5 protein-coding genes are annotated in these 4,921 nt (G+C 52.4%); 3 read left to right on the forward strand and 2 right to left on the reverse strand.

Annotated features, from left to right (window positions below):
* On the forward strand, nucleotides 1-916 hold a 916-nt coding region (locus tag B3W37_RS01315), incomplete at its 5' end, for a thymidine phosphorylase (RefSeq protein WP_483174556.1).
* A 65-nt stretch (nucleotides 917-981) separates the two neighbouring features.
* Nucleotides 982-2,088, forward strand: a complete 1,107-nt coding sequence (locus tag B3W37_RS01320; protein WP_483174557.1) for an iron-containing alcohol dehydrogenase family protein — start codon at nucleotides 982-984, stop codon at nucleotides 2,086-2,088.
* Nucleotides 2,089-2,117: 29 nt separating this feature from the next.
* On the opposite strand, the gene B3W37_RS01325 is transcribed toward B3W37_RS01320, so the two are convergent.
* Together B3W37_RS01325 and B3W37_RS01330 are read right to left on the reverse strand one after the other, a co-directional pair.
* Nucleotides 2,118-2,546, reverse strand: coding sequence for a hypothetical protein (locus tag B3W37_RS01325; protein ID WP_483170257.1), 429 nt, complete (start codon nucleotides 2,544-2,546; stop codon nucleotides 2,118-2,120).
* Nucleotides 2,547-2,650: 104 nt separating this feature from the next.
* The gene (locus B3W37_RS01330; protein ID WP_483174558.1) at nucleotides 2,651-3,619 is read right to left on the reverse strand and encodes an MBL fold metallo-hydrolase; all 969 of its coding nucleotides are present in this window, start codon (nucleotides 3,617-3,619) and stop codon (nucleotides 2,651-2,653) included.
* Nucleotides 3,620-3,756: 137 nt separating this feature from the next.
* Between B3W37_RS01330 and B3W37_RS01335 the strand changes: the two genes are divergently transcribed.
* Entirely contained in the window at nucleotides 3,757-4,905 is a 1,149-nt protein-coding gene (locus B3W37_RS01335) for a D-alanyl-D-alanine carboxypeptidase family protein (RefSeq protein ID WP_483174559.1), read from the forward strand.
* The last annotated feature ends 16 nt before the right edge of the window (nucleotides 4,906-4,921 follow it).

A 4,921-nucleotide genomic window follows, 5' to 3' on the forward strand; every position in this document is an offset into this window, starting at 1 on the left:
GGAAAAAGGCTATGAAGAGTTTATCGAGCAGGTCAACTGTTTGCATGCGGCTGTTATTTCGCAATCAGGCAATTTGGTGCCGGCCGACAAACGCCTCTATGCTATTCGCGATCTGACCGCTACTGTAGAGAGCATCCCTCTCATCGCCTCCAGCATAATGAGCAAGAAGCTGGCTTCCGGCGCAGCCGCTATTGTCCTGGACGTCAAGGTAGGGCAGGGGGCTTTCATGAAAGAGGTCGGCTCCGCCCGGGCCCTGGCAGAGGCAATGGTGGCTATCGGTCAGGGGGCCGGCAGGAAGATGGTGGCAGTTTTGACAGATATGGAACAGCCACTGGGGAATATGGTAGGGAATGCCCTTGAAGTAAGGGAGGCCATGGATACTTTACAGGGCCGGGGGCCCCAGGATCTGACCGAGATTTCCGTATATCTGGCCGCAGAGATGATTTTCCTGGGGCAGAAGGCAGACAGCCTCGAGGCCGCGCGGAGGTTGGCCCGGGATACTTTAAGCTCTGGAAAGGCTGCGGATAAGCTGGGCCAGATCATCGCCTGGCAGGGCGGGAGCTGGGATGAAAAAAGCCCCGGCTTTGGCCTGCCGGAGGCCGGCTTCAAACAGGCCGTGTGTGCGGACCGGAGCGGTTTTATACAGCGTATCGATGCGTTTGCAGTCGGACGGGCAGCTATGCACCTGGGAGCAGGGCGGGAGAGTCTGAATGACGTCATTGACCATGCCGTAGGGGTGGAACTCTTGAAAAAATGCGGAGATAAGGCAGAGGCCGGCGAACCCCTGGCAATCATGCATTACAACCGCCCGGAGCGGATGACGGCAGCTCAGGAATTACTGGCCCGGGCTTACCGGATCGGCAGCCAGGCTTTGCCGTTAACCCCGTTGATTTTCGATGTTATTCGGGGAGAATGATTGCATAATGATCGCAGAATAATAAACAAGTCGTCTTTCTACAAAATAAGCAAGAGGTGATAGCATTGTACTGGCAATGGTTTAACCCGACCCGGATTTTTTTCGGCAGGGGAGTAGTAGCTGAGCAGGCCTCCGGGCTTGCGGAACTGGGGCACATGGCCTTGTTAGTGACAGGTGAAGGGAGGTCCAGCCGGCTCAACGGATCTCTTGGGGATGTGCAGGAGGCTCTGAGCAGAGCCGGCCTGGGTTGCCAGATTTTTGACCAGGTTGAAGCCAATCCGAGTCTGGAAACGGTGCGGGCCGGAGCGCAACTGGCCAGAGAGGTTAAGGCTGATGTGGTGATCGCCGTCGGCGGCGGATCTCCGCTGGACGCAGCCAAAGCCATTGCCGTTCTGGCAGTCAATGATTTGGACGATGAAAGCTTGTTTGCTGCGGAGTTCACCGCAGCCTTGCCTACAGTTGCGGTTCCGACTACTGCCGGAACCGGATCGGAGGTAACTCCGTACAGTATCCTCACCTATCCCAAGATACAAAGCAAGCGCAATCTTTCCAGCCCTTTGCTGTATCCCGCCCTGGCCCTGGTGGATCCTGATTATTGTGCGACCCTGCCCCGCCACATCACGGTGGATACTGCTATGGATGCTTATTCACACGCCCTGGAAGGATATTTAAGCCTTAAAGCCAACCCCTTCAGCGACCGATTGGCTGAAGAGTCTTTGCGCATCCTGGGGGAGCAGCTGCGCCGCTTATGTTCAAAGGATATTCCTGCTGCGGAGGAGCGGGAAGCGCTCTCTTACGGATCGGTTTTAGCCGGCATGGTGATCAGCCAGACCGGCACCTCCATTCCTCACGCCCTGGGTTATGCCCTCACCTATTTCAAAGATATGCCTCACGGACGCGCCAATGGGCTGCTCCTGCCCGCTTACCTGCATTTCAATCTCAACAGCAAGGCCGGGGCTCGGGCGCAGGCGGTGCTTGATGCGTCCGGTTTTGATGATGAAGCGCATTTTGCCGCAACCATGCAGCAGCTGGCAGGTGAACCGCCCTATTGCAGTGAGCAGGAAAAGCAGGACTTCGTGGAGATTTGCTTGCGAGCTAAAAATATCCGCAATAATGTGGTTCAGCCCCGGGATGAGGATGTGGTTGATATATTCAGGCTCAGCCTGGGTTAGACGCGGCGGGTTTACCCCCGAAGCCAGGATTACCGGGTCAGCCACCCGGCCTGAACCACGCTGAATCCATGTACTGAATCTGAACCCTCGGTTTTGGAAAATTCAATGGTTACGTCTATTCCACCACTGACATTGCTGAATTGGGCAATATATTTCACCATGCTGGTCTGCGGATAGACTGTGGTGCTGAAATGGCTTTTTGATTGATAAACCCCATAGCTTTGGGTTATGTCTTGGCTGAACTGATCAAACTCGGCCTCAGACACCGTATTTCTCATATGCTCGTCAAAGTGCAGCGAGAAATTCTGGTAATCATTTTGTGAGAGCGCCATTAACATCTGCTCTGCAATGGGATCGGCGTGATTCCTGATGCGGGTTTCCTCGCGGAAGGCAGGCCGTCCCAAACACAGAGCCAGGATCACAAAGATGGCCAGTACGGCAACAGCAAAATACTTCAATATTATCGCTCCTTCCTTCCCTCCCTGGAATGGGGGAATTGACAATATCCCGGCTTAACCGCTCCTTGACCGGCCGCTTGGCCAAGAAATTTCTTGCCACTGTATCAGGGTAAAGAGAATAAACAATGTTTCTCTTGAGAAGACTTTTTTACCTGGCCTTGATTATGGAGGTATTCCAGGTGCGCGATGGCTTCGCCGGTGGCAAACCAGCGTTGGAACAACGGGGATTCATTCCAGTTTTTGTAATGCATATCCCAAGTCATCGAACCCGCTACCTGATAAGCGGTCTGGGCTCCATTGGCCAGAATCTGCATGATTTCATTTAATCTGACCCGGTGGTGCTCCTGCAGCTCCCGGACGCGGGCGGCGCAGTTGTGGATCAAACCGCGATGACCGGGCAATACCATTCTGACATGCAATTGCTGAATCTGCTCCAGGCTGTTTAAATATGAACCCAGCGAATCGTTCACATTAGGCCAGGCAGTGATGTTGGGGGTGATATCGTCCAGGATATGATCCCCGGAAATCAATATCTGCTGAAAGGGTTCATATAGGCAGAGGTGCCCCGGGCTGTGGCCCGGCGTCAGTATGGCTTCAAAGCGATATGAGCCTACGGAAATACGGTCTTTCGGGTTCAGGTAAACATAATTCATGAATTCTCCCGAAATATAGTCGCGCTTGTTGTAGCCTTTCCCCAGCATATTTGCCGGGAAACCGTGCCGGTTATAGAGGCGGTCTGATTCCCGCCCATAAGCAGGAGAAGCGGTCTCCATCAAGAGTTCGGCATCGACGCGGCTGCAGTAAACCCGCGCGTCCGAGGAACAAAGCTGATAAACCAGCCCGGAATGATCGCCATGCAAATGGGTTATAAAAAAGTCAATTTTGTCTAGTGAGGCATTAAACAGCTTAAGCCCTGACTTAAGGGCCTGAAGGCACTCCGACCAGTTGAAACCGGTATCTACCAGCAGGTGCCGCTCAGAACCTTTAATGAGATAGGCATTGGTGTATTTTAAAGGGTTTTTGGGCAAAGGCACTTCAATTCTATAAATATCCGGTAAGACTTCCTCTGGCATAGCTGATCTCCCCGAAACTTTATCCATATTCTTAAAGTATATCATATATCTTCCTGCACTCTGTAAACCCCTTAGCATAATACCCTCATTTCCTAAATATAATCTACTAATGACATCTTGGGGAGGTATCGCCTGCTATGAAAATCGGCAGAAACTGGGCCTGGATTGTCCTCGGCGCTTTCATCATTTGTTTGGTGTTCCCGGCAGCGGCAAAAGCTGAAACGCTGGACATCAAAGCGGAATCATACATCTTGGTGGATGCTGATTCCGGCCAGGTGCTGCTGGCGCATAATGAGCATAATAAAATGGCGCCGGCCAGCATGACTAAACTGATGACCCTGATTTTAGTCGCTCAGGACCTGGAGGCCGGCAAAGCGTCATTGACCGACATGGTGGTTGCCAGCGAAAATGCCTGGAAAATGGGAGGGTCCCAGATTTATTTGGAACCCGGCGAAAAGCTGAGTCTGGAGGAGATGCTGATATCCATCGCTGTCGGATCGGCTAATGATGCCTGTGTGGCTGTGGCCGAACATCTCGAAGGAAGTCATGAAGCATTTGTGGAGCGAATGAATAAAACCGCCCGGGAGATGGGGCTGCAGGATACCAATTTTGTAAATTCCTATGGTCTTCCCGCCGAGGGTCATTACAGCTCAACCTATGACATGGCGATCATAGCCCGCGCCGCTCTGAAATATCCCAAGCTGTTGGAGTACAGCTCGATTAAAGAATACGATCTGCGCAACGGGGAATTCAAGTTGTTCAATACCAATAAATTGTTGTGGTGGTATCAGGGCGCAGATGGCTTTAAAACCGGTTGGACCAATGAGGCCAAATACTGCCTGACCGCCACCGTGAAACGGGATGGATTGCGCCTGATCGCGGTAGTGATGGCCTCGCCGGAGCCGCGCGGAAACTTCCGGGACAGCATGCTCTTATTCAATTATGGCTACGCCAAACATGCTTATAAGAGCTTTTTCGAAAAGGGCAATGTATGCGGAGCGGTTAAAGTAGGCAAGGGTTTAGCCGACAGTATTGAGGTAGTGGCCGCTGCCGATGTTGGCACAATTTGCTTGAAAGGTGAGGAAAAGTCCCTTGCTTACAATCAGGTTCTGCCGCGGTATGTCGATGCCCCCATCGTGAAAAATCAGAAGATTGGAGAAATCGAGATATACAAAGACCAGAACCTGGTAAAAAAGGTTGACCTGGTAGCGGCTCAGGACGTCCCCGAAGCCGGGGTATTGAAAGAAATACTCAAACTTCTTCAGGGGGTGTTCCTCTTAAGATAAGCGAATGGCGGCAGCC

The sequence above is a fragment of the Syntrophomonas sp. UBA5494 genome, from assembly GCF_002426325.1.

Bases quoted from the DNA above. Each gene is read 5' to 3' on its own strand.
- B3W37_RS01335 (WP_483174559.1), top strand. From the start codon at position 3,757: ATGAAAATCGGCAGAAACTGGGCCTGGATTGTCCTCGGCGCTTTCATC.
- B3W37_RS01330 (WP_483174558.1), bottom strand. From the start codon at position 3,619: ATGCCAGAGGAAGTCTTACCGGATATTTATAGAATTGAAGTGCCTTTG.